Source organism: Roseomonas sp. CECT 9278, from assembly GCF_918698155.1.
GTDB lineage: Bacteria > Pseudomonadota > Alphaproteobacteria > Acetobacterales > Acetobacteraceae > Neoroseomonas.
Genome location: NZ_CAKKLX010000023.1, coordinates 53,622 through 76,039 on the forward strand (window position 1 = coordinate 53,622; position 22,418 = coordinate 76,039).

Genomic DNA, 22,418 nt, shown 5'->3' on the forward strand with positions numbered 1-22,418 from the left:
GAAGCGACATGGCCTATGACGGCAACTGCCATCGCGGTGCGGTCGCCTTCTCGGTCGACGGGGATGCGCCCGGACAGGCGCTGTCCTGCAACTGCTCGATCTGCCGCCGCACGGGGGCGCTGCTCGGCTTCGTGCCGCGCAGCAGCCTGGCGATCCGCAGCGGCGAGGCGTCGCTGCAGGGCCAAAGCTTCAACACGCACAAGATCGCGCATTGGTTCTGCGCGACCTGCGGCATCGAGACCTTCGCCAATGCCGACGCGCCCGACGGCACGCCGAGTGCGGCGATCAACCTGCGCTGCGTGCCGGCGATCGGCCTCGATGCGCTGGAGATCCAGCGCGACGACGGCGCCAGCCGGTAGGCCGCGCCATCGCGGCGGGTCAGGCCGCCAGGACCTTCGCCGCCGCGCTGGCCAGCACCTGGCAGCACAGCGCCAGGTCTTCCTCCTTCGTATCCTCCGCCCAATGGTGGCTGATGCCGCCGATCGAGGGCGTGAACAGCATCGCGACCGGCATGCGCCTGGCCATGTACTGCGCGTCGTGGCCGGCGCCGGAGGGCATGCGCGTCCAGGCGCCGGGGGCCTCCTCCTGCGCCGCGGCGTCCAGCGCGGCCATCATCGCGGGGTCGCAGATCGCCGGCGTGGCGCGGGATTTCGCCAGCAGCGTCGCGGTGCATTTCTCGCGGCGGTTGCTCTCGGCCACCAGCGCGCGCAGCGTCGCCTCCATGCGTTCCAGCACGGGCACGCTGACATCGCGGAACTGGAACAGCACCTCCGCGCTGCCCGGGATGATGGACGGCGCGCCGGGTTCCAGCGCGATGCGCCCCGTCGTCCAGGTCGACCGCGCGCCGCAGACGCGCGGGAATTCCGCGTCGATCGCCGCCAGCAGCCGCACCGCCGACAACCCCGCATCGCGCCGTTCGGCCATGGTGGTGCCGCCGGCATGGTCCTGCTGGCCCTCGAAGCGGATCAGCCACTGCCAGATCGCGACGATGCCGGTGACCACGCCCGCGCGCAGGCCGCCGCTTTCCAACTGCGTGCCCTGTTCGATGTGCATCTCGAAGAAGCCCTTGTGGCGGCCGGGTTCGAGCTGCATGCGCGGCTTGCCCGCGAGGCCGGCGGCGGCCAGCGCCTCGCGCAGGGGCTGGCCGTCGTTGCGGGAACGCGAGCGGTCGATCTCCTCCTCGCTGAGTTCGCCGATGATCGAGCGGCTGCCCAGGAAGCCGCCCTCGAAATGGCCTTCCTCGTCGGCGAAGGCCACGACATCGACCGGCAGCCCGGCGCGGGCCAGCGCGACCCCCGCCATGACGCCCAGCGCACCGTCCAGCCAGCCGGCCTGGTTCTGGCTTTCGATATGGCTGCCGACCAGCAGATGCGGGCCATTGCCCTTGTGCCGCCCATAGACGTTGCCGATGCCGTCGATGCTGGCCTCCAGCCCGCATTCCGTCAGGCGGTCCATCAGCCAGCGGCGGCTTTCCATGTCCTGCGGCGAATAGGTCGGGCGGTGGACGCCGGTGCGGTAGGCGCCGATCTTCCGCAACTCGTTGAGGTCGCGCAGGAAGCGTTCGGCATCGATCCTGGGCATGGCGCGGGTCCTTCGTGCTGCGGGCGGGCCGCCGCGGGGGCCGGTGCGGCGCGCGGTGTCCATGGTGCGGTGCGAAATTCGTCACGGCAAGCCGTCGCGTTAACCGGGTGGCAAGGGGTTGCGCGGCTTGATGCCCCCCGTCGCAAACCGCGGCGTTCCTGTCGGAGAGGCCGAAAATGACCGACCTGGCGTCCCCCACCCGTTCCCCCGAAGACCTGAGCTCGGTCGCGCTGCTGCAATCGCCCACGGGGGCGGAATTGCACCTGCGTGGCCGTGGCGGCGCGCTGCTGCGCGTGCCGCTGGCCGATGCCGGCCACCTGCGCGACCTCGCGGCCCTGGCGATGATGGCGGGGGCGCTGGGCGGGCCGGCCGGGCGCATCGCCTGACGGCGCGTCGCTGTTTCGCCGCCATCACCCGATCGGATGGTTCGATCCGATCGGGCGCGGCCCTACCCGCCGCTCATCGCCGTCGTGACCAGCATTTCGGTATCCGCGCGCAGCGGCGTGGCCAGCGTCGCGCGCTCGCCATCGACGAAGACATTGAGGTGGCGGCGGATCGCCGGCGTGGAATCGCATAGCCGGTCGCGCATGCCGGGCCAGCGCGCGTCCAGCGCGGCGATCGCGGCCGCGACATCCGCCGCGGCGATGTCGGTCGCCCGCGGTGCGCCCGGGAACAGCCGCACCAGCGCCTGCGGCAGCAGCACGCGGGCCATCGCTACGCCTCCAGCACCTCGACCGAGGTGATGGTGGGCAGGTGTTCGGCGATGCAGCTGAAGTGCTCGCCCTCATCCGCGCTGGCATAGAGCGACCCGCTGCTGGTGCCGAAATACAGCCCGGCCGGGCTGCGCCGGTCCATCGTCATGGCCTGGCGCAACACGCCGAAGAAGGCATGGCGCTGGGGCAGGCCTTCGCGCAGCGCCTGCCAGGTCGCGCCGGCATCCTTCGTGCGCCACACCGCGGCGGCGGCTTCCGGCACGAAGCGCCCGGCCGTGTCGCCGTTCAGCGGCAGCAGGAACAGCGTGTCCGGGTCGCGCGGATGCGCCGCGGCAGGAAAGCCGAAGGATGACGGCAGGCCGTCCTCGATGCTGACCCACTGCCGGCCGGCATCCTCGCTGCGGTACATGCCGCAATGGTTCTGCTGGTACAGCCGGTCGGGCATGCCGGCCGCCATCACCAGGGAATGCACGCATTGCCCGTGTTCGGGGTAGCGGTGTTCCTCCGGCGCATAGTCCTGGCGCGTGCCGCGGTTGCGCGGTTCCCAGCTGGCGCCGCCATCCTCGGTGCCGAACACCCCGCCGGTCGAGATCGCGACCCACAGCCGGCTGGCGTCGGACGGGTGCGGCAGGATGTGGTGCAGGATCAGCCCGCCGCCGCCCGGCTGCCATTCGGGACGCGAGGGATGGTCGCGCAGCCCGTGCAGATGCGTCCAGGTCAGCCCGCCATCGGCGCTGTGGAACAGCCCGGCGGGCTCGACGCCGGCATACAGGCCGCCCGGCCCCTTCGCCAGGCTCCAGATCGCCTTGATCGGCGTCTCGCCGGCCGCATAGGCCAGGCCGGCGCTGGAATGCGTCCAGCTGGCGCCGCGGTCGTGCGAGGTCCAGACCGCCGGCCCGAACCACTCATTCCCGCCGCCGGCATGGATCGCACCGGTCGCGGGGTCGGCGATCACGTGGTGGATCGGCCAGGCGTCGCAGAACGGGCCGCGAAGGGTCCAGGCCTGCCGCGCGGCGTCGCCATCCAGCACGAAGGCACCCTTCTTGGTGCCGACCAGCAGCGTGACCATGCGATCCTCCCGGGCCTCAGCCGAGGCGACGGTAGCGGGCCGACATGACCTGCTGCCAAGTGCCATCGGGCATCTGCATGCGCGAGGTCAGCGTGCGCGCATCGTCGCCCTGCAGCGCGATGATGTCCTGGTAGCGCGCCAGCCCCTCGCCGCCGAAATTGGGCCCCTCGGTGTCGAGCGTGAGCGTGTCGCCCGCAAGCACGCCGCGATAGAGCCACAGATGCGTCATCATCGATGCCACGAAGCTGCCCATGAAGGCGCCCTGCGCCGGGTCGAAGCCGATCGTCATCAGGCTGTTGGCGGTGCCGCCGCCGGGCATCTCGCCCTCGCCTTCCGCCAGGATCCACAAGCCGCCCAGGCTGCGCACGCGCTCGGTGCCGGTCATCTGCGACGGTGCCTCGCCCGGCGGGGCGGCGCATTCGCCCTCGGTACGCCAGGTGCCGACGATGCGCTGGAGCCAGCGGTGCTCGGGGCCGGGCTGTGGAAGGTCCATGGGGTGTCTCTCCGTGTCAGGCGGCGGCGAAGCGCGCGGTCAGGCGATCCAGCGATTCCGTCCAGCCGCGGCGATGGCGCGTGGCGGTCCCCTCATCGGCGAAGCGGTCATGCGTGACGGTCACCTCGGTGCCCTCCGGGATCGGTCGGAAGGCGACGGTGACGCGCGAGACGCGCTCGGGCGCATTGGTCCAGGCCCAGGAGAACGCCAGGCGCTGCTCCGGCACGACCTCGGCATAGGTGCCGCTGACCTCGTGGCTTGGGCCGGCATCCTCGACCAGCACGATGCGGAAGCGGCCGCCCGTGCGCGCGTCGATCTCGGCCTCGCTGACGCGGGTATGGTGCGGACCCCACCACAGTGCCAGCACCTCGGGCTGCGTCCAGGCGTCGAACACCTTGGCGGGCGCGGCCTTGATGCGGCGCACCAGCGTCAGGCCCGGGATCACCGCGGTCACGCCTTGCGCTCCAGCGCGGCGGCCAGGCGGTCGAGGCTCTCGGTCCAGAAGCGCTGGTAGCGTGCGAGCCAGCCCATGGCATCCTCCATCGGTGCGGCGACCAGCCGGCAGGTCACGGTGCGCCCGGCCTTGCGGCGCGCCACCAGCCCCGCCCCTTCCAGGACATCGAGGTGCTTCATCACCGCCGGCAGGGACATCGGCAGCGGGCGGGCGATCTCGCTCACGCTCAGCGCCTCCTCGGCGGCCAGGCGTTCGACGATGGCGCGGCGCGTCGGGTCCGACAGCGCGCCGAAGATACGGTCCAGGCCGGCGGGTTGGTGGTCAACCATACGGTTAACTTAACCGCATGGTTCAGCGACCGTCAAGCGCTCATGGCGCCAGCAGCAGCACCAGCGTCTGGCTCGGGACCACGCGGCAGCCGGGGATATTGGTGCTGTTCTGCAGCGACATCGAGGTCAGCCGCGTGCCCGGTGCTCCCCCGATCAGGATGGTGAAGGCCGCGGTCAGGTGGCGCGACGGCCCCATCACCGTGCCCGAGGCGACGCCCAGCAGCACGCCCGCATTGTCGCCATTGGTCAACGGGATGGTGGTCGACATGTTGTGCATCGGGGCGCCGAGCACCAGCGAATTGAACTGCGAGGGGATCGCCGTCGGCCCCATCGCCATGTTCGGATACGGGATCGGCACCGGCGGCACCGCCGGCGTGATGCACACGTCGGGGAAGGCGAAGTCCATCCCCATCATCTGCGTGTTGGCGAACATCGGTCGCGTCCCTCAGCCGAGGTGGATCTGGCCGCTCTGCACCTTCACCAGCGCCTTGGCCTGCACCGCCGCGGTGTCGCCGCGCAGATGAAGGTGGCCGCTGGCGCGGTGGTCGATGTCGCGCGCGCGCAGGTTCTCGCCTTCCTCGACGAAGCGGTAGCTGCGGCGGAAGCGGCCGATGATGCGCTCGGCCATGGTCTCGATCGCCTCGGCGATGACGCGCACCGGCCCGAGCCGCACATCGGTGCGCCCGGCCGAGACGCCGAGCTTCGTGGCGGCGAGCTGCGCCGCATCGGCCTCGATCGCGACGGTGCCGGCGGCGATGTCGATCCGTCCGGCGGCCGCGGTGATGCTGGCGCCCTCGGCCAGCGGCAGGCGCAGCGCGGCGTCCGAGCGCCGTTCCAGCACCGCCAGGATGTAGCGTTCGCCGCCCGCCACCGCCACCAGCACAAGGTCGCCCGCCGCCGGTTCGACCAGGCAGGAGAAGGCGCGGCGCACCACGGCGCGCTGCGCGCCCAGCAGCACGGCGAAGCCCTCGGCTTCGGGGCCGAGCACCTCGGCCGGGCTGCCGGCGCTGCCTGCAAGGGCCGCGAGGCCGGTGATCGCGTTCATGCCATCTCTCCTTCGGCCGGGCGGCTCATCGCGGTGCCCAACGCTGCTGCCACTGTTCCGCCTGGGCGCGATCCTGGTCGGGCGCGAGGGCGGATCGCCGGTCAGGAATGCGCGCGCCGGCGTCGCGAATCATATGAAGGTTTGCACGCGTCAGCGTGGCCCCCCCCAGGTCCGCCTGTTCCAGGTCGGCGTGGCTGAGGTCGGCATAGGTCATGTCGCAATTGGCGAAGCGCGCCTGGGGCGCCTTCATGCCGATGCAGATCGCCTGGAACATCCGCGCGCCGGTGGCATCCGCCCCGGACAGGTCGGCATCCTTCAGGATGGCGCTGGTGAGGTCGGCGCCGCGCAGGTTCGCCCCCGGCAGGCAGGCTTCCAGCAGCACCGCGCGCGCCATCTGCGCGCCTTCGAAGATGGTGCCGGCCGCCTTGGCCTTCTGCAGGCTGGCCTGGGTGAGGTCGGCGCCCGACAGGTCGCAGCCGGTGATGTCGCATTCGTTGAAGAAGCAGCCCGCCACCTGCAGGCCGGGCAGCGGCCGGCCGGCCAGGTGCACCTGCACGAAGGCGGTGCGCACGAAGCGCGTGCCCGCCAGCGCGACGCGGGTGAAGTCGCCCTCGATGAAGATCACGTCCTCGCACAGCGTGCCCGAGATATCGATCTCGTCGGTGCGGCACTTCATCATGTTGACCTTGGCCATGGTCGCGCCGACGAAGCTGGCGCGCGTCAGGCGGCACTGGATGATGTTCGCGCCGGTCAGGTCGGCGCCCGCGAAGACCGCGCCGCGCAGGCTGCTGTTCACCACGTTCCACATCTGCGCCTTGATGCGCGAGAGATTCACCCGCGTCATCGCGCATTCCGAGAAGCTCGCCTGCGTGAGGTCCGCCCCTTCGAGGTTGGCGCCGTCGAGCCGCACGTTGGACAGCACGGATTCGCGGAAATCCGCGCCGCGCAGGTCGGCATTGCTGAAGTCCGCGCCTTCGAAGATGGCGCCCGACAGGTCGGCGCCGCGCAGATCAAGCCCGGCCCAGCTGGGTTCGCGCCCCACCAGGTCGGCGTCGCGCACCATCGCTTCCAGGGCTGCGCGCGTCATGCCGGGGTCCGCCTGGGATTGAGGCGCACCCGCGTGCGCTGGATGCGCTCGTAGCGCGTGCTGGCATCGCCATGGATGCGCGCGAGGTCGGCCTCGTACAGGCTGCTGTCGCTGAGGTCGGCGCCGCGGATATCGGCGCGCGCGAGGCTCGCGGTGGCAAGGTCGGCGCGGGTGATGCGCGCCCCGCGCAGGTCGGCGACGGTGAAGCGCGCCTCGCGCGCGCGGGCCAGGTCGAAGGACGCGCCGGTCAGCACCGCGTCGGTGAAATCCGCGCCTTCCAGCATGGCGCCGTCGAACACCGCGCCCTCCAGCCGGTTGCCGCGCAGGTTCACCCCCTTCATCTGCGCGCCGGCGAAGCGCGCGCCGGTCAGGTCGCAGCCTTCGACGAAGGCCGCACGCGTGAGGTCGGCGCCATCGAAGATCGCGCCCGCCGCCTTGGCGCCGACGAAGCCGGCCTGGGTCAGCGAGGCGCCGGAGAAATCCGCCCCCACCAGCGACACGCCAACCAGGACCGGCGCGCCCAGCACGGCGCCCACCGCACGCACGCCATCGAGCACGGCATCCTTCAGCACCAGGTCCTCGGCGACGATGCCGCTGAGGTCGGCACCTTCCAGCCTGGCGTCGAAGACCTGCGCCTCGGTCAGTTCGGCCTGCGCGAGTGTGGCGCGGCGCAGGTCGGCACCGCGCAGGATGACCCCGCGCAGCCGCGCCCCGGTCAGGTCCGCGCCAACCAGCCTGGCGCGCCCCAGATTGGCGCCGGCGAGATCCGCCTGCGCCAGGCGCGCCCCGTCCAGCCGCGCATGCGCCAGCACCGCATCGGTCAGCCGCGCGCCGGTGAGGTTCGTGCCGGCGAGGTCGGCGCCGTCCAGCCAGGCTTCGGTCAGGTCGAAGCCCGACAGGTCGAGCCCCGCGAGATCCGCGCCGCACAGGTCGAGCCGCCGGCCGCCGCGGCTGCCATCCATCAGCCGCGCGCGCACCGCCGCATTGGCCGCGGCATCGAGCCGCGGCGCCGGGTCCTGTTCGTCGGCGCTGCCGAGGTAGCCGCTGCGCGCGCCTTCCTCGCCATCGGCCCAGAGCTTCGCCAGCGCCGGGTTGGCCAGGGCGGCGCGTTCCTGGGAAGCGTCCTGCCCGCCGGCTTCCAGCGCCGCGGCATCGGCCTCGATGCCCGCGCGGATGCCGGCCGCGGTGGTGCGCGGCGGGCCGCTCGCCTTCTTCTTCAGGTCGACGGGCGGCTGGCCGGACTGGGCGGCGGCCTCGGCCATCTGCCGGGCTTCGAAGGCATCGGCGTCGCGGCGGATCTTCTCGGCCTCGGCGCGCACGCGTTCGATCAGCGCGGGGATGCGATCGAGCGAGGGCGGGGGCTCGTCCTCCTGCGGGCGGACCAGGCCGTGCTTGTCGGGGTCCATGCCGGCGGCGGCCATCTCGGCGCGCTGCGCCTCATGGGCGTTGAGGCGCCGCTGGAAGGCGCGCTTGCGGGTCAGGCCCTTGTCCTCGTGGCGCGCCTTCGCTTCCTCGAGGCCGGGGTCGGGGATGATCAGATCCTCGGGCACCAGCGCGCTGTCGCGCAGCGATTCCAGCAGGCCGTGCTCGGGGTCCAGGCGGGCGCGCATCACCGCTTCGAAGGCGGCGGTCGGGCGCAGTGCGCCCAGGCGGTCGGCGCCGACCATCAGCAGCGTGACGTCGCGCGCATCTTCCTCGTCCACGCGGGTGCGGCCGTGGTGGATCATCACCAGGCGCTTGTGTGCCGGGAAGAACCACACCGTGGTGAGCGACAGCGGCACGTCCTCGAGCCGGCCGGAGCCGCGGCGCTCGATCACGATGCGCGGCTGGATGCCGGGCAGGCGGCCGGTCAGCTCGGGTTCGGCGGGGTGCAGGTTGCCCAGCGCGTAGTCCTCGTCGCCGCGCAGGAAGCCGGCGAAGCGCTGGTCGGGGCTGGCGGCCATGAAGATGCGCCAGTCGATGTCGCGGGCGAAGCCGGGGAAATCCTCCTCGAGCCACTTCTGGTCATGCGTGCCGGCCAGCTTCGTGCGCTGCGGCCAGGCGATGTCGATCGCACCGTAGTTCACCGGTTCGGGCGAGGCGGGGCGCGGCGCGCCCTGCGGCAGCACGACGTTGGGCAGCGCCACGCGGAAGCCGACGCCGGGGATGGGCATTTCCTCGATGCCGCGACCCAGCGGGTTCTGCGCGTATTTCGGTCCGCCATAGGCACGGTCCCAGCCCAGCGGCATCTCGGTGAAGGGCAGCGGCGCGGTCGGCACGCCATCCTGGATGTAGCGGTCGCCGACGGCGGCCACGCGCTTGGTCAGTGCACCCAGGCGCACCGAGGTGGTGATGGTCTGCACCGGCCGCCCGCCGGGGGCGAAGGCGCTGCCGGTGACCAGGAATTCCGCCGCGGTCTTGGGCAGCACCAGGTCGACCGCCTGGCCGGGCGGCAGCACCTCCGGCAGGAACTTCCACATGGCGATGTCGCCGAGCAGGCCCGGCGTGTCGCCGATCGGGCAGAAGGTGACGGCGGCGACGCTGAGGAAGAACTTGCGGCCGAATTCAACCGGCCGCGTCAGCGCGCCGAGCGCGAAGGGCTTCAGGATCTTCATGCGCGTCCCCGGAGCGGATTCATGGCATCACCGCCACCCGTTCGGGGCGGTTCGGGTCGTAGCGCAGGTCGACACGGTGGCCCGGCATGAAGAAGGGCACGTCCTGCGCCGAGGGTATGCGCGTGAGCGTGGCGCGCCAGGTCGGGCGGCCGGGCGCGCTGACCTCGAGGTGGATGGTGACCTCGGGCACGCGCTCGATGCCGAAATGGCGGCCGGTCTCGGTGATCTGGACCACCGTGCCGCTCGCGGGCAGGCCAGCCGTGCGGATGCGCTTTTCCTGGAAGTGGCGCAGCACGTTGGGCCCGAAGATGACCGCGGGCACCGCGAGCGCCGCGCCGATCGCCGCCGCCATGATCGCGAAGATTATCCAGTCGCCGCGCATCCCGCCATCACGCCGAGTAGAGCTTGAGGCCGCGCTTGGCCGCGAAGGCCTCGCTGTTCGTCTTGAGCGCCTTGTTCTTGATCTCGACGCCGCCGGTCTTGATCGCCATGCCGAAGGTGTCGAGCTTGAGGCCGAAGTTGTCGATCTTCACGCCGCCATTGTTGAGCGAGATGCCGGAATTGTCGTTCTTCACGGCGGCCGTGCCGGTCTTGAGCACATAGGCGTCGCCCGAGGCCATGCCGGTCTTGAACCAGGACGGGCCGATCTGCTTGATCGAGGGCGCGGTGAGCGTGATGGAGGTGGTGGAGGTGACGCTGATCGCCGCCGGCGAGGTCATGGTGATGCCCCCCACCGCGCTCAGCGAATAGGACCCCGGAGCCACGGTGATGGAATAGGCGCCGGTCACGTTCTCGGTGAAGGTGCCGAGCACGGTGCGCTTCTCGGTGCTCTTGAAGGTCTCGTCGACCGCGCCGGTGACATTGCGCGTCTCGGTGCCGACGATGGTCTCCTTGAAGTTCTTGGCGACGTCGGTGGTCTTGTTGCCCTTGATGTCGGTCTTCTCGTCGCCCTTGATGTCGGTGGTGCGGTTGCCGATGCCGTCGATGCCGACCTTGCGGGTCTCGTTGTTCTGGACGACGGTGTCGAGGTCCTTCTCGGCATGCACGTAGATCTGCTCGGAACCCTTGAGGTCCTCGAAGCGCATCTCGTTGAAGTTGTCGGCGCTGCCGTTCTTGGACGACCGGGTCTTGATGCCGGACTTCGTCTTCTCGCCGGGCAGGCCGTAGGGGTACATGTTCTCGGCGTTGTAGACGCGTCCGGTCACGATCGGGCGGTCGGGGTCGCCTTCGAGGAAGTCGACGATCACTTCCTGGCCGATGCGCGGATGGTGGAACATGCCCCAGTTCTGCCCCGCCCAGCCCTGCGAGACGCGGATCCAGCAGGAGGAATTCTCGTTCTTCTGGCCGAGGCGATCCCAGTGGAACTGCACCTTCACGCGGCCGTACTTGTCCACGTAGATCTCATCGCCGCCCGGGCCGGTGACCATGGCGGTCTGCGGGCCATGGACGAAGGGGCGTGGCGTGACGCGCTCGGGCCGGTAGGGAACGCGCTTGGGGATGCAGGTGAAGTCGTTGGAATAGCGCGGGTCGCGCGCTGCCTCGCCCCACACCTCGATGGTCCAGTGGGTGTAGTCCTCGGCGTGATGGCGGATATCGGTGACCAGCAGCGCGGGCGTCGAGCCGTCCGCGATCTCGATCTGCATGCCGGCATGCAGCACGCTGATCGAGCTCTCGCCGCGCAGCAGCTCGTGGAAGGTCTCCTCGTTCTCGATGCGGTGCTTGGCCACGGCGGAGCCGGGGCCGGCGGCCTCGTAGATGCCGGGATAGTCGAAGCGTTCGCGCGACTTCATCTCGGGCACGTTGATCGTGGTCGGCTGCGAGGCCTCGAGCGAGAGCGAGGGCGTCTCGAAGTTGAAGTCGCGCAGGGTCCACTTGCCGGACCGCACCACCATCTCCCAGTCGAGCCGCGACACCGACGACACGCCGCCGTCATCGCCGAGGTAGGTGAGCTCCCCGATCGGGCAGGTGGTGGCGGAGGTGTTGCTGTCGGCCAGCACCAGCCGGTGTTCGGAATCGCTGTGCGTGTGCCAGTAGAAGATGCCTTCCTGCTCCATCAGCCGCTGGATGAAGTCGAGGGCGCTCTCGCGGTACTGCACGACGTAGTCGCGCGGCGCGTAGCTGCCCATCATCTTGTCGTCGACGGCGCTGACGCCGTGCAGCTGCAGCACTTCCTTGATGATCTCGGGGATGGTCTTCTGCTGGAAGATCCGGCAATCGCTGGTGCGCGAGAGGAACCACAGCATCGGCACGACCTCGGCGTGCCATTCCATCGAATCGCCGCTGCGGTCCGACCGGCCGCGGCGCAGCTTGCGGATATGGCCGTTCAGGTCGCGCTGCGCGAACCCGGTGAGGGCTTCGAGGTAGCCGAACTTGATGCGCACGGCGGTGCCGAGCAGCTTCGCCACATCGGTCGGCTTCGCCTGCGTCACGAAGCGGATGTTGAACACGAAGGGCTGCGAGATGCGCTCCTCGCCCTCCAGTTCGGTCAGCATGGCAAGGTCGGGGCCGAGCGTCGTCTGGATGGCGAGCACACGTTGGGTCTGCGAGTAGCTCACGTCAGCCTGCCTCCATCCGCCTGGCCCGTATCGGACCTGGACCATACTGCGCCGTCATGGACCGAAAAAGCCATCGGGCGGGATGAAACCTGCGGGGCATGGGCCGGGACGGCGATGAAGCGTTGCACAGAACACCCAGCGGCGGCGACGCCGGCGGGCTTGGCTTCGGCGCCGGGGTCGGGCTTTGTGGGGCGGCATGGCTGCCTCCTCCCCTCCCCGCCGCCGCCGCCGGTCCCTGGCGGTGCTGGCATGTGTCCTGGTGCCCGGCCTGGCCGCCGGGCAGCCGCCGCCCGGCAGCGCCGGCGGCGCACCGCTGCGCGAGGAGCCCGGCGACTGGTGGGGCGACGTGCATCGCTGGACTGGATCGGATGCGACGCGCCCGCCGCGCGCGCGCCAGGCGCCGACGGAACCCGCCGCCGCGACCGGCAGCGTGACCACCAGCGCCACGGCGCGGTCGAACATCCGGCGCGAACCGGCCGCCACGGCGCCGGTGCAGCGGGTGGCACGGCCGGGCACGGTGCTGCGGGTCTTCGGGGAGGCCCCGGGCGGCTGGCTGCAGGTCGGCGAGGGCGACCGCCCGGCCGGCTGGATCCATCGCTCCGCGCTGCAGGGGCAGTGACGGCGCGGCGGCGCGGGCCGCGATTCGCCGCGCCGCCCGGTTCAGGCGGCGGCGCCGGCCCCCGGCCGGAGGGTCGGCAGCATCAGCGTGAGCAGCCAGCACAGCACCAGCATGAGAGCGGCACCCGCCAGGCCGGCGGCCAGCCCGCCCCAGACATACAGCAGGCCTGACAGCAGCGTCCCGGCGAAGCGGCCCGCCGCGTTGGCGGCGTAGTAGAAGCCGACATCCTCGGCCGCCTTCTCGCTGCCGGCATAGGCCAGCACGAGATAGGAGTGCACCGAGGAATTCACCGCGAAAAGCACGCCGAAGACGCACAGCCCGACCGGGACGAAAAGGTCGGGCCGCGGCACGCCGGCCAGCATCATCGCCGCCAGGACAGCCGGCACGGCGGCCAGGGCCAGCGACCAGGCCCGCGCCGCCGGCACCTCGGCCGACAGCCCGTCCGCGCTGCGACGCACCAGCGCCGGCGCGCTCGCCTGGATCACGCCGTAGCCGATGGTCCACAGCGCGAGGAACCCGCCCACCATGGTGAAGCTCCAGCCCGCGGCATAGAGGAACACCGGCAGGCCCACGACGAACCAGACATCGCGCGCACCGAACAGGAACACCCGCGCGGCGGCCAGCAGGTTCACGCCGCGGTTCTTCGCGAAGAGTTCCCTCGCCGAGCGCGAGGCCTTCGCCTTGCCCATCAGCGGCGGCAGCGAGAGCAGCACTCCGGCCAGGATCGCCGCCAGCGCCACCGCCATGGCCCAGAGCGCGCCGCGGAAGCCCAGCATCTCCAGCAGCAGCCCGCCCAGGAAGAAGCCCACGCCCTTCATGGCGTTCTTGCTGCCGGTGAAGAACGCGACCCATTTGAACAGCCGCCCCGATGCGTCGCCGGCCGTGAGCTTGATGGCGCTCTTGCTCGCGGTCTTGGTCAGGTCCTTGGCCACGCCGCACACGCCCTGCGCCACCACCACCCAGGCCACCGACAGCGCAGCCCCCCAGGCCGGCGAGACGGCCGACAGCAGCAGGAAGCCCAGGATCTGGGTGCCGAGCCCGACCGCCAGCATGCGCGCGATGCCGAAGCGCGTGGCGAGCCAGCCGCCGATCAGGTTCGCGCCGATCCCCGCCGCCTCGTACAGCAGGAACAGGAAGGCCAGCGTGAAGGGCGAATAGCCGAGCCGGAAGAAGTGCAGCAGCACCAGCATCCGCAGCGCGCCGTCGGTCAGCGTGAAGCCCCAATAGGCCAGCGTCACGATGACGTAGTTGCGCGTGCCGTGGGCGGCGGCGGCGACGGTGCTGCTGCTGCTGCTCATGCCGTCAGATCCCGGTGGCCCGCAGGTGGCAGGCCAGGTCGACCATGCGGCAGGCATAGCCCATTTCATTGTCGTACCAGGCATAGACCTTCAGCAGCGTGCCGTCGGTGACCATCGTGCTCGGCGCGTCCACGATGCTGCTGCGGGTGTCGCGGGCATAGTCGGCCGATACCAGCGGACGCGTCTCGAACCCCAGGATGCCGGCGAGCGGACCGGTCGCGGCGGCATGGAACAGCGCGTTCACTTCCTCCGCGCTGGTCTCGCGCGCCATCTCGAAGACGCAGTCGGTCAGCGAGGCATTGAGCACGGGCGCGCGCACGGCATGGCCGTTGAGCTTGCCCTTCAGCTCGGGATAGATCAGCGCGATCGCGGTCGCGCTGCCGGTCGTGGTGGGCTGCAGCGACAGCATGGCGCTGCGGGCGCGCCGCAGGTCCTTGTGCGGCGCGTCCACGACGACATTGGTGTTGGTCGGGTCGTGGATGGTGGTGATCTGGCCGTGCCGGATGCCGATCGCCTCGTGCACCACCTTCACCACCGGCGCGAGGCAGTTGGTGGTGCAGGAGGCCGCGGTGACGATCGGGTGGCGCGCCGGGTCGTACAGGTCGTGGTTCACGCCCACCACCACGTTCAGCACGCTGTCGACCTTCACCGGCGCGGCGACGATCACCCGCTTCGCGCCGCGGTCGAGATGGCCTTGCAACGTCTCGGGCGAGAGGAACTTCCCGGTGCATTCCAGCACCACCTCGACGCCGTGGTCGCCCCAGGGGATGTCGGCGGCCTTCGCGTGCTCGGAGAAGGTCACGCGACGCTCGCCGATGCGGATCGCCTCGCTGCCCTCGGTGGCGATCCCGGCCCGCCAGCGGCCCTGCACGCTGTCGAATTCCAGCAGGTGGGCGCAGGCCGCGGCGCCACCCTTGAGCTCGTTGACATGCACCACATCCAGGCGATTGCCGGCGCGCGGATCGTCCTGCTGGCGCTCCGCCGCACCCAGGGCGGCGCGCAGCGCGAGCCGCCCGATCCGCCCCATCCCGTTGATGCCGACCCTCACGCCCGCGTCCCCGCCGCCAGCGGCCGCGCGAGTTCGTCGATGCGTGCCTTCAGCGCCATCCGGTCCAGCGCGCCGAAGGGCAGGCTGGCGAAGATCGACAGCCGGCGATGCAGCGCGGCGTACAGCTCGTTCAGCAGGGTCGCGCGTTCGGTGCCGGTGCCGGAGAACTTCGCAGGGTCGGGCAGCGGCCAGGCGGCGGTGACGTGGGTGCCCTCGAAATCCGGGCAGGCCTGGAGGTTCAGCGTGTCGCACAGGGCAATGACGAAATCCATCCGCGGCGCGTCCGGCCCGGTGAACTCGTCCCAGGACTTCGAGCGCAGCCCGGCCACGTCGTGGCCCATCGCCTTCAACTGCGCGAGGACCTCGGGCAGCGGGCCGGTCGGCAGCGGCTCGGAGCCGGCCGAGAAGGCGCGGAAGGCGCCCTTGCCGATGTCGTTCAGGATCGCCTCGCCCATGATCGAGCGGGCCGAGTTGTGCGTGCACAGGAACAGGACATTGAAGCTCGCCGGCATCATGCGGGCAGTCTCCCTGGGGGTGTCGAACAATCGGTGGAGGTCGCCGCAGCGCGACGGATCGCCGTCGCAGCAGGCATCGGCGAGGAACGCGATCAGCGCGCGCAGGCGATCGACCTGCGCGGCGTAGATCAGGCTGCGCCCCTGGCGGGTCGCGGCGATCAGCCCGGCCTGCTCCAGCGCGCGAAGATGGAAGGACAGGGTCGAGGGCAGCACGCCCAGGCGCGCGGCGATGTCACCGGCGGCCAGGCCGCTCGGCCCGGCGGCGAGCAGGCCGCGCAGCACGTCGATGCGTGTCTCCTGGCCCAGGGCGGCGAAGGCGAAGGCGGCGTTCGAGGATTCCACGATTCGATATTACTCGAACCATGGAAACGCATGCGTGACGCTTCGATGAAGCCTGCCGCCCCCTACCGCGCCTCGCTCGCCGGCCTGGCGAACCAGCGCTCCCCGAGCCGCAGCGCCACGCCGACCAGCAGGATCAGCAGCGGCACCTCGACCAAGGGCCCGATCACGGTTGCGAAGGCGACCGGCGAACCCAGCCCGAAGGCCGCGATGGGGACCGCGATCGCGAGCTCGAAATTGTTCGACGCGGCGGTGAAGGCGATCGTCACCGTGCGCGGGCAGTCGGCCTCGATCAGCGCCCAGGCGAGGAGAGGCTTCGCGATGTGTAGAGGTGGCGTCCCCTACGGGATTCGAACCCGTGTCGCCGCCGTGAAAGGGCGGTGTCCTAGGCCTCTAGACGAAGGGGACCTGCCGTGGCGCGGGGTTACTGCCCGCGCGCCCGGCGGTCAATAGCCTCACGCCGGCGCGGCATCCACCACCTGCAGGGAGGGCGAGGTCTCGCCATTCCATTGTTCGGCACGCAGGTGCCCGCACAGGTGCAGCGGCACCCGCTCGCTGGCCAGCAGCGCCTGCGCCAGCGGCCCGTCCTTGGCACGGAAGCAGATGGTCTTGAGCCGGCCGCCGCCCTCGCCCTCGACGATGGCGCGCACGGTCGCGCCATCCTTGCCGACGCGATCCGCCTTGACGATGCGCGCGCGCTGCAGGGCGAAGATCGGTTCCTCGTTGCCGGGGCCGAAGGGGGCCAGGCGCGCCACTTCCTGCGCCAGGCCGGTCTGCGCGGCGATCACGTTCAGCGTGCCCTCCACCATCAGGTCGGCGGCGGTCGGCAGCAGCGCGGCGTGGCGCAGCCGTTCCTCAAGGAAGGCGTGGAATTCGCCATCCCGCCCGGCGCGGAAGGAGAAGCCGGCCGCCATCGCGTGCCCGCCGCCGGTCTCAAGCAGCCCGGCCTGGCGCGCGGCGATCACCGCCGAACCGAGGTCGACGCCCGGCACCGATCGCCCGGAGCCCTTCGCCATCCCGTCAGACAGGCCCGCCACGCAGGCCGGGCGGTTGAAGCGTTCCTTCATGCGCCCGGCGACGATGCCGACCACGCCGGGGTGCCAGCCCTCGCCGACCAGCAGCAGCACGGCGCGGCCTTCGGCGGCCTGCGCCTCGGCCATGGCATGGGCGGCGGAGAGCACCTCACCCTCGACCTCCTGCCGGCGCCGGTTCACGGCATCGAGCTTCTCGGCCATGGCGCGCGCCTCGATGGGGTCCTCGCAGAGCAGCAGCCGCAGGCCGAGATCGGGCTCCCCGATGCGGCCCGAGGCATTGATCCGCGGCCCCAGCAGGAAGCCCAGCGTATGCGCGGTGGGTGCATCGCGCGCGCCGGTCACTTCCAGCAGCGCGGCGATGCCAGGCCGCCCGCGCTGGCCCATCACCTTCAGCCCCTGCGCCACCAGTGCGCGGTTGAAGCCGGTCAGCGGCATCACGTCGCACACGGTCGCCAGCGCCACCAGGTCGAGCAGCCCGAGCAGGTCGGGCTCCGGCCGCCGGGCGAACCAGCCGGCGCGGCGCAGCACGCGGGTGGTGGCGGCCGCCGCCAGGAAGGCCACCGCCGCGGCACAGACATGGTGCAGCCCGGATTCGCAGTCGAGCCGGTTCGGATTGACCGCCGCCAGGATGCGCGGCGCCGGTCCCTCCGCCTTGTGATGGTCCAGCACCACCACGTCGGCGCGGCCCTCGGCAGCGGACAGCGCCTGGGCGGCGGCGATCCCGCAATCGACACACACCACCAGGGACGCGCCGCGGTCGCACAGCGCGGCGATCGCCGTCGCGTTCGGCCCGTAGCCTTCCTTCAGGCGGTCGGGGACATAGGGCGTGACCTCGCAGCCCAGGTCGCGCAGGAAGCGCGACATCAGCGCGCCGGAACACGCACCGTCCACGTCGTAGTCGCCGAACACCGCGACGTGTTCGCCGCTGCGCACGGCGGCGGCGATGCGGTCCGCCGCCAGGTCCATGTCCATCAGCGAGGACGGGTCGGGCATCAGCGCCTTGAGCGTCGGCTCCAGGTAGTCGCCGGCCAGGTCGATGCCGATGCCGCGTGCCGCGAGCAGGCGGCCCACCATCTCGGGCACGCCGAGGCGCTGCGCGATGCCGAGGCCCGTGCGCGGGTCAGACTGGCGCCACACCCAGCGGCGCCCGGTCACCGACCGCTCGACGCCCAGGACCGGCGCTGCCCCGTCCATCAGGCGACGAAGGCGCTGGGCTTGCGCGCGAAGTTGTGGTGGCCCTCCACGTAGCGGACGGTGCCGGATTTCGACCGCATCACGATGGAATGGGTATAGGCGCCGCCCGGGGTGCGCCGCACGCCGCGCAGCATCGCGCCCGAGGTCACGCCGGTGGCCGCGAACATCACGTTGCCGCGGGCCATCTGCTCGATCGAGTAGATGCGCTGCGGGTCGTCGATGCCCATGGATTTCGCGCGCGCCACCTGGTCCTCGTCCTCGAACATCAGGCGACCCTGCATCTGGCCGCCGATGCAGCGCAGCGCGGCCGCCGCCAGCACGCCTTCCGGCGCACCGCCCGAGCCCATGTAGATGTCGATGCCGGCCTCGGGCTGGCTGACGTTGATCACGCCCGCAACATCGCCATCGCCCAGCAGCGTGATGCGCGCGCCGGCGGCGCGGCACGCCTTGATGAGCTCCTTGTGGCGGTCGCGATCCAGCGTGCAGACCATCAGGTCGCTGATCTCGCAGCCCTTGGCCTTGGCCAGTTCGCGCAGGTTCTCCGCCGGCGAGGCATCGAGGTGCACCACGCCCTCCGGCAGGCCCGGGCCGACCGCGATCTTGTCCATGTAGATGTCGGGCGCATGCAGGAAGCCGCCCTTCTCCGCCAGCGCCACGGTGGCGATGGCGTTCGGCCCGCCCTTGGCGGTGATGGACGTGCCCTCCAGCGGATCGACGGCGATATCGACCTCGGGCCCGCCGCCGGCCTTGGCATAGAGGCCGACCTTCTCGCCGATGTAGAGCATCGGCGCCTCGTCCATCTCGCCCTCGCCGATCACGACCGTGCCGGTGATGGCGACGGTGTCGAAAGCGCGACGCATGGCTTCCACGGCGGCGCCATCGGCGGCGTTCTTGTCGCCGCGCCCGATCCAGCGCGAGGCGGCGAGGGCCGCGGCTTCGGTCACCCGCACCAGTTCCAGCGCCAGATTGCGGTCGACGAGAAGACTGGAGAGGTCGGCGCTTTCTGGCATTGGGGCTTCCTCCGAATCGGATCGCGGGCGTGGCACCGCCCGTCCGTTGCACTGCCAATAGCTGGAATCGCGCCGCGCGTCAGCGCAGCAAGAGCAGCGGCAGCGCCGACCGTCAGGCCTTGTCCGAGGACGGATACGCTGTACGGCGCGCAGTAGTCCGGGCGACGAAGCTCAAGGCTGTCAAGCCCTCGTCAGCACCGTCTGATTCACGCCGCGTAGCCATTGCCGGGATCCGCTCAGCCGGCCGTCAGGCTGTAGCGTGAAGGTAAAGACGTCCGGTGCCTGGACGGCATAGGTGCTCATTTCAAAGCGAAAGGAGCGACCGTCTCGGCGTGAGCTAAACGGAACGGGTTGCGAGCGTTGAAACACGTAACGCCCCTCGATCACGCCAGATTCGGTCACGCGCTCGATTATTAGCGAGGTCGCAAATCTCGGATTGTTGTCCCAAACCCCTGTCCAGGTTCCGACGAGGTTGGGCATGGCACCAGCCGACGGTAAAGCAGGCGCGCCACTAGGCTGCGACGGGGCCGTCTCGGCTGCGCAGCCGGCAAGCACGGAACCTGCGCTGATCATCATGGTCCTGCGCTTCACCCGAACCTCCAGCCTAAAGAGAAACGAACTACGCATGGGAGCACGCCGCAACACAAGGAGAATGAAGCGTTGGAGCTAAAGCGATTCGATCCGGATCAGTGCCGGCTTCTCCACCACCGCATCCAGCGCCGAGATACGCGCGAGCGCCGCGCGCACCGAGGCCTCGCTGGTCTCGTGTGTGGTCAGCACCACCGGCACCGCCTCGCCCGGCGCGCGGCCGCGCTGGAGCATGGATTCCAGGCTGATGCTGCTGTCGCGCAGCACGCCGGTCACGTCGGCGATGACACCCGGGCGGTCCACCACCATCAGCCGCAGGTAATAGGCGCCGGTGTGGCGCTCCATCGGCAGCGACGGTTCCGGCTTCAGCGCCGATGCCGCCGCGCCCCAGACCGGCGTGAAGCGCCCGCGCGCGATGTCGATCAGGTCCGCCACCACGGCCGAGGCGGTCGGCCCGCCGCCCGCGCCGCGGCCTTCCATCATGATACGGCCGACGAAATCGCCCTCCGCCACCACCGCGTTGAACACGCCATCGACGCGCGCGATGGGCGCATTGGCCGGCACCATGCAGGGATGCACGCGGGTCGAGATGCCGCCTTCCTCCCGCCGCGCGATGCCCAGCAGCTTGATGCGGTAGCCCAGTTCCTCGGCCAGCGAGATGTCGAGCGCGCTGACTTCGCGGATGCCCTCGACATGCACGGCGCCGAAATCCACCGGGCGGCCGAAGGCGAGTGCCGCCAGGATCGCCAGCTTGTGCGCGGCGTCGATGCCATCGATGTCGAAGGACGGGTCGGCCTCGGCGTAGCCGAGCTTCTGCGCCTCGGCCAGCACCTCGGAGAATTCGCGCTTCTGCTCGCGCATCGTGGTCAGGATGTAGTTGCAGGTGCCATTCAGGATGCCGGCAACGCGGCTGATGCGGTTGCCAGCAAGCCCCTCGCGTACTGCCTTGATGGCAGGGATGCCGCCGGCGACGGAGGGTTCGAAGGCCAGCGCCACGCCCTTGGCTTCAGCCTGCGCGGCGAGTGCAGCGCCATGCACCGCGAGCAGCGCCTTGTTCGCCGTCACCACATGCTTGCCGGCCGCGAGTGCAGCTTCCACCAGCGCGTTGGCCGGGCCTTCGGAGCCGCCGATGCATTCCACCACAACCTCGACCTGCGGGTCGGCGGCGAGTGCCACGGGATCATCGTACCAGCGCAGCCCGGCCACCGGCACGCCGCGGTCGCGCGCACGGTCGCGCGCCGAGACGGCGGTGACCGCGATCGGGCGGCCGGCGCGCGCGGCGATGATGTCGGCATTCGCGCGCAGCAGGGTGAGCACGCCGGCGCCGACCGTGCCCAGGCCGGCGACCGCGACGGAGATGGGGCGGCTCATGCGTTGATCGCTTCCTGCTGTGCGTCCACCGGCGCGGCGTTGTCGCCGGACAGGAACGTCTTGATGCCCCGCAGCGCCTGGCGGATGCGGTGGTTGTTCTCGACCAGCGCGATGCGGACGTGCTCGTCGCCGTGTTCGCCGAAGCCCAGGCCCGGCGCGACGGCGACCTTCGCCTTCTCGAGCAGCAGCTTCGAGAAGCCGACCGACCCCAGGTGGCGGAAGCGTGGCGGGATCGGCGCCCACATGAACATGGAGGCCTCCGGCGCGGGCACCTCCCAGCCGGCGGCGCGCAGGCCCTTCACCAACACGTCGCGGCGGTCCTTGTAGAGCACCCGCATCTCCTCGATGCAGTCCTGCGGGCCGTTCAGCGCGGCGGTCGCGGCGATCTGGATCGGCGCGAAGGCGCCGTAGTCGAGATACGACTTCACCCGTGCGAGAGCCGCGATCAGCCGCGGATTGCCCGCCGCGAAGCCCATCCGCCAGCCCGGCATGTTGTAGGTCTTGGACATCGAGGTGAATTCCACCGTGATGTCTTTCGCCCCCGCCACTTCCAGCACCGAGGGCGGCGGCGTGTCGCCGAAATACAGCTCGGCATAGGCGAGGTCGGACAGGATGAACAACTCGTGCCGGCGGCACAGCGCGACCAGCTCGCGGTAGAAGTCGATCCCCGCGACCAGCGCGGTCGGGTTGGACGGGAAGTTCACAATCACCGCGGTCGGCTTCGGCACGGAATGGCGCACCGCGCGGTCGATCGCCGCGAGCATGTCGTCATCCGGCGTGTAGGGAATGGAGCGCACCGAGGCGCCGGCGATGATGAAGCCGAACTGGTGGATCGGGTAGGACGGGTTCGGCACAAGGATGGTGTCGCCGGGGCTGGCGATGGCCTGCGCCAGGTTGGCCAGGCCCTCCTTCGACCCGAGCGTGGCGACCACCTCGGTCTCGGGATCCAGCTTCACGCCGAAGCGGCGGTCGTAATAGCCGGCCAGCGCGCGCCGCAGCCCCGGGATGCCCTTCGACATCGAATAGCGATGCGTGCGCGGGTCCTGCACGGCCTCGATCAGCTTCGCCACGATGTGCGGCGGCGTCGGGCTGTCGGGATTGCCCATGCCCAGGTCGACGACGTCTTCCGCGGCCGCGCGCGCCTTCGCCTTCGCCGCGTTCACTTCGGCGAAGACATAGGGCGGCAGGCGACGGATGCGGTGGAAGTCCTCGGTCATGGCGATGGTCCGTGGTGGAAGGGCGGCGACCTATAGAGCAAGCCCCGCGCGCTGTGTATCGCCGCGCGCGTCAGCGGCCGCGCGGCGCGAGGAGCTCGGCCGGCGGCGGCGGCGGTGGGCCGGCGCCGGGGGCGAGAAGTTCTGCCGGCGGCGGGGGCGGCGGGGCGGCATCCATGACCGGCGGCGGCGCGACCGGAAGCGGCGCGGGTGCGGCGGCGGGGCCCGGGCGGTCTCTTATACACCTCTGCCGCCGCCGACGGTCATG

23 protein-coding genes, 1 tRNA gene and 1 pseudogene are annotated in these 22,418 nt (G+C 70.9%); 3 read left to right on the forward strand and 22 right to left on the reverse strand.

All coding sequences use genetic code 11. The annotated features are described in order from the left end of the window. Nucleotides 1-8: 8 nt before the first annotated feature. A complete protein-coding gene (locus LQ222_RS15655; protein ID WP_230167761.1) occupies nucleotides 9-359 on the forward strand; it encodes a GFA family protein in 351 nt (116 codons plus the stop codon). Between the two features lie 19 nt (nucleotides 360-378). On the opposite strand, the gene LQ222_RS15660 is transcribed toward LQ222_RS15655, so the two are convergent. Then, nucleotides 379-1,581 (reverse strand): Zn-dependent hydrolase, encoded by a 1,203-nt coding sequence (locus LQ222_RS15660; RefSeq protein WP_230167762.1) that lies wholly within the window; start codon nucleotides 1,579-1,581, stop codon nucleotides 379-381. A 176-nt stretch (nucleotides 1,582-1,757) separates the two neighbouring features. On the opposite strand from LQ222_RS15660, the gene LQ222_RS15665 reads away from it, so the two are divergent. Beyond that, nucleotides 1,758-1,967 carry a hypothetical protein gene (locus LQ222_RS15665; RefSeq protein ID WP_230167763.1) on the forward strand — a complete coding sequence of 70 codons (210 nt, stop codon included), beginning with the start codon at nucleotides 1,758-1,760 and terminating at the stop codon, nucleotides 1,965-1,967. 62 nt (nucleotides 1,968-2,029) lie between these two features. Here LQ222_RS15665 and LQ222_RS15670 read toward each other — a convergent pair whose 3' ends face one another. The 11 genes from LQ222_RS15670 to LQ222_RS15720 are packed head-to-tail and all read right to left on the reverse strand — an operon-like array spanning nucleotide 2,030 to nucleotide 11,920. Continuing rightward, complete coding sequence (locus LQ222_RS15670) at nucleotides 2,030-2,293, reverse strand: MoaD/ThiS family protein (RefSeq protein WP_230167764.1); 264 nt, start codon at nucleotides 2,291-2,293, stop codon at nucleotides 2,030-2,032. Between the two features lie 2 nt (nucleotides 2,294-2,295). Beyond that, nucleotides 2,296-3,363 carry an exo-alpha-sialidase gene (locus tag LQ222_RS15675; protein ID WP_230167765.1) on the reverse strand — a complete coding sequence of 356 codons (1,068 nt, stop codon included), beginning with the start codon at nucleotides 3,361-3,363 and terminating at the stop codon, nucleotides 2,296-2,298. A 16-nt stretch (nucleotides 3,364-3,379) separates the two neighbouring features. Continuing rightward, entirely contained in the window at nucleotides 3,380-3,856 is a 477-nt protein-coding gene (locus LQ222_RS15680; RefSeq protein WP_230167766.1) for a DUF1579 domain-containing protein, read from the reverse strand. 16 nt (nucleotides 3,857-3,872) lie between these two features. Beyond that, nucleotides 3,873-4,310, reverse strand: coding sequence for an SRPBCC domain-containing protein (locus LQ222_RS15685; protein WP_230167767.1), 438 nt, complete (start codon nucleotides 4,308-4,310; stop codon nucleotides 3,873-3,875). Beyond that, on the reverse strand, nucleotides 4,307-4,639 hold the full coding sequence (locus LQ222_RS15690) for a helix-turn-helix transcriptional regulator (RefSeq protein WP_230167768.1): 333 nt from the start codon (nucleotides 4,637-4,639) through the stop codon (nucleotides 4,307-4,309). Before LQ222_RS15690 ends, LQ222_RS15685 begins: the two co-directional genes overlap by 4 nt. A gap of 40 nt (nucleotides 4,640-4,679) precedes the next feature. Continuing rightward, on the reverse strand, nucleotides 4,680-5,072 hold the full coding sequence (locus LQ222_RS15695; RefSeq protein ID WP_230167769.1) for a DUF4150 domain-containing protein: 393 nt from the start codon (nucleotides 5,070-5,072) through the stop codon (nucleotides 4,680-4,682). 12 nt (nucleotides 5,073-5,084) lie between these two features. Next, a complete protein-coding gene (locus tag LQ222_RS15700; protein WP_230167770.1) occupies nucleotides 5,085-5,684 on the reverse strand; it encodes a DUF3540 domain-containing protein in 600 nt (199 codons plus the stop codon). 25 nt (nucleotides 5,685-5,709) lie between these two features. Next, the gene (locus tag LQ222_RS15705; protein WP_230167771.1) at nucleotides 5,710-6,771 is read right to left on the reverse strand and encodes a pentapeptide repeat-containing protein; all 1,062 of its coding nucleotides are present in this window, start codon (nucleotides 6,769-6,771) and stop codon (nucleotides 5,710-5,712) included. Further along, nucleotides 6,768-9,365: a DUF2169 domain-containing protein gene (locus LQ222_RS15710; protein ID WP_230167772.1), complete on the reverse strand. Its 2,598-nt coding sequence runs from the start codon at nucleotides 9,363-9,365 to the stop codon at nucleotides 6,768-6,770. Before LQ222_RS15710 ends, LQ222_RS15705 begins: the two co-directional genes overlap by 4 nt. A 19-nt stretch (nucleotides 9,366-9,384) precedes the next feature. Continuing rightward, nucleotides 9,385-9,747 carry a DUF3592 domain-containing protein gene (locus LQ222_RS15715; protein WP_230167773.1) on the reverse strand — a complete coding sequence of 121 codons (363 nt, stop codon included), beginning with the start codon at nucleotides 9,745-9,747 and terminating at the stop codon, nucleotides 9,385-9,387. Between the two features lie 7 nt (nucleotides 9,748-9,754). Beyond that, entirely contained in the window at nucleotides 9,755-11,920 is a 2,166-nt protein-coding gene (locus LQ222_RS15720; RefSeq protein WP_230167774.1) for a type VI secretion system Vgr family protein, read from the reverse strand. Between the two features lie 259 nt (nucleotides 11,921-12,179). Between LQ222_RS15720 and LQ222_RS15725 the strand changes: the two genes are divergently transcribed. Beyond that, nucleotides 12,180-12,539: an SH3 domain-containing protein gene (locus LQ222_RS15725; RefSeq protein WP_230167775.1), complete on the forward strand. Its 360-nt coding sequence runs from the start codon at nucleotides 12,180-12,182 to the stop codon at nucleotides 12,537-12,539. A 41-nt stretch (nucleotides 12,540-12,580) separates the two neighbouring features. On the opposite strand, the gene arsJ is transcribed toward LQ222_RS15725, so the two are convergent. From arsJ to LQ222_RS15775, 10 genes and pseudogenes are all read right to left on the reverse strand, one after another. Next, entirely contained in the window at nucleotides 12,581-13,837 is a 1,257-nt protein-coding gene (arsJ, locus tag LQ222_RS15730; protein ID WP_230167776.1) for an organoarsenical effux MFS transporter ArsJ, read from the reverse strand. A gap of 4 nt (nucleotides 13,838-13,841) precedes the next feature. Continuing rightward, complete coding sequence (locus LQ222_RS15735; RefSeq protein ID WP_230167777.1) at nucleotides 13,842-14,885, reverse strand: ArsJ-associated glyceraldehyde-3-phosphate dehydrogenase; 1,044 nt, start codon at nucleotides 14,883-14,885, stop codon at nucleotides 13,842-13,844. Continuing rightward, nucleotides 14,882-15,742: a metalloregulator ArsR/SmtB family transcription factor gene (locus tag LQ222_RS15740; protein WP_230167778.1), complete on the reverse strand. Its 861-nt coding sequence runs from the start codon at nucleotides 15,740-15,742 to the stop codon at nucleotides 14,882-14,884. Before LQ222_RS15740 ends, LQ222_RS15735 begins: the two co-directional genes overlap by 4 nt. 62 nt (nucleotides 15,743-15,804) lie before the next feature. Further along, nucleotides 15,805-16,023 (reverse strand): annotated as a pseudogene (locus LQ222_RS15745) (arsenic resistance protein); the annotation flags it as partial. A gap of 48 nt (nucleotides 16,024-16,071) precedes the next feature. Then, nucleotides 16,072-16,147: transfer RNA gene (locus LQ222_RS15750), tRNA-Glu, on the reverse strand. 47 nt (nucleotides 16,148-16,194) lie between these two features. Further along, entirely contained in the window at nucleotides 16,195-17,967 is a 1,773-nt protein-coding gene (gene recJ / locus LQ222_RS15755) for a single-stranded-DNA-specific exonuclease RecJ (RefSeq protein ID WP_230167779.1), read from the reverse strand. Continuing rightward, the gene (gene glpX, locus LQ222_RS15760) at nucleotides 17,967-18,977 is read right to left on the reverse strand and encodes a class II fructose-bisphosphatase (protein WP_230167780.1); all 1,011 of its coding nucleotides are present in this window, start codon (nucleotides 18,975-18,977) and stop codon (nucleotides 17,967-17,969) included. The genes recJ and glpX overlap by 1 nt, the downstream gene beginning before the upstream one ends. A 180-nt stretch (nucleotides 18,978-19,157) precedes the next feature. After that, nucleotides 19,158-19,457 (reverse strand): hypothetical protein, encoded by a 300-nt coding sequence (locus LQ222_RS15765; RefSeq protein WP_230167781.1) that lies wholly within the window; start codon nucleotides 19,455-19,457, stop codon nucleotides 19,158-19,160. Between the two features lie 186 nt (nucleotides 19,458-19,643). Beyond that, a complete protein-coding gene (locus LQ222_RS15770) occupies nucleotides 19,644-20,936 on the reverse strand; it encodes a homoserine dehydrogenase (protein WP_230167782.1) in 1,293 nt (430 codons plus the stop codon). Next, nucleotides 20,933-22,153: an LL-diaminopimelate aminotransferase gene (locus LQ222_RS15775; protein WP_230167783.1), complete on the reverse strand. Its 1,221-nt coding sequence runs from the start codon at nucleotides 22,151-22,153 to the stop codon at nucleotides 20,933-20,935. Before LQ222_RS15775 ends, LQ222_RS15770 begins: the two co-directional genes overlap by 4 nt. Nucleotides 22,154-22,418 lie beyond the last annotated feature (265 nt).